The sequence below is a fragment of the Citrobacter sp. TBCS-14 genome, assembly GCF_005280805.1.
GTDB lineage: Bacteria > Pseudomonadota > Gammaproteobacteria > Enterobacterales > Enterobacteriaceae > Citrobacter > Citrobacter gillenii.
Genome location: NZ_SZWM01000715.1, coordinates 188 through 512 on the forward strand (window position 1 = coordinate 188; position 325 = coordinate 512).

1 protein-coding gene is annotated in these 325 nt (G+C 59.1%); it reads right to left on the minus strand.

Going from position 1 to position 325, the window contains the following annotated elements; all coding sequences use genetic code 11:
* On the minus strand, positions 1-307 hold a 307-nt coding region (locus FDX22_RS31640; RefSeq protein WP_304571793.1), incomplete at its 3' end, for a flavoprotein.
* Between the last annotated feature and the right edge of the window lie 18 nt (positions 308-325).

Genomic DNA, 325 nt, shown 5'->3' on the forward strand with positions numbered 1-325 from the left:
CCATACCGGCGGCAACGCGGGCAATCAGGTCTGCCGTCGCAGGGGCCAGGATAACCAAATCGGCCCATTTCCCCAGCTCAATATGGCCCATCGCGGCTTCGGCAGCGGGGTCGAGCAGGCTGTCAGATACCGGATAGCCCGAAACTGCCTGTAAGCTCAGGGGAGTAATAAAGGCTTTTGCCGCTTCGGTCATCGCCACGCGGACGTCTGCGCCGCGTTCCCGTAAACGACGCACCAGCTCAGGGGTTTTGTACGCAGCAATACCGCCACTGACGCCAAGTACGATTTTTTTACCGGCCAGGCTCATCATGATCTTTCCTGTTGG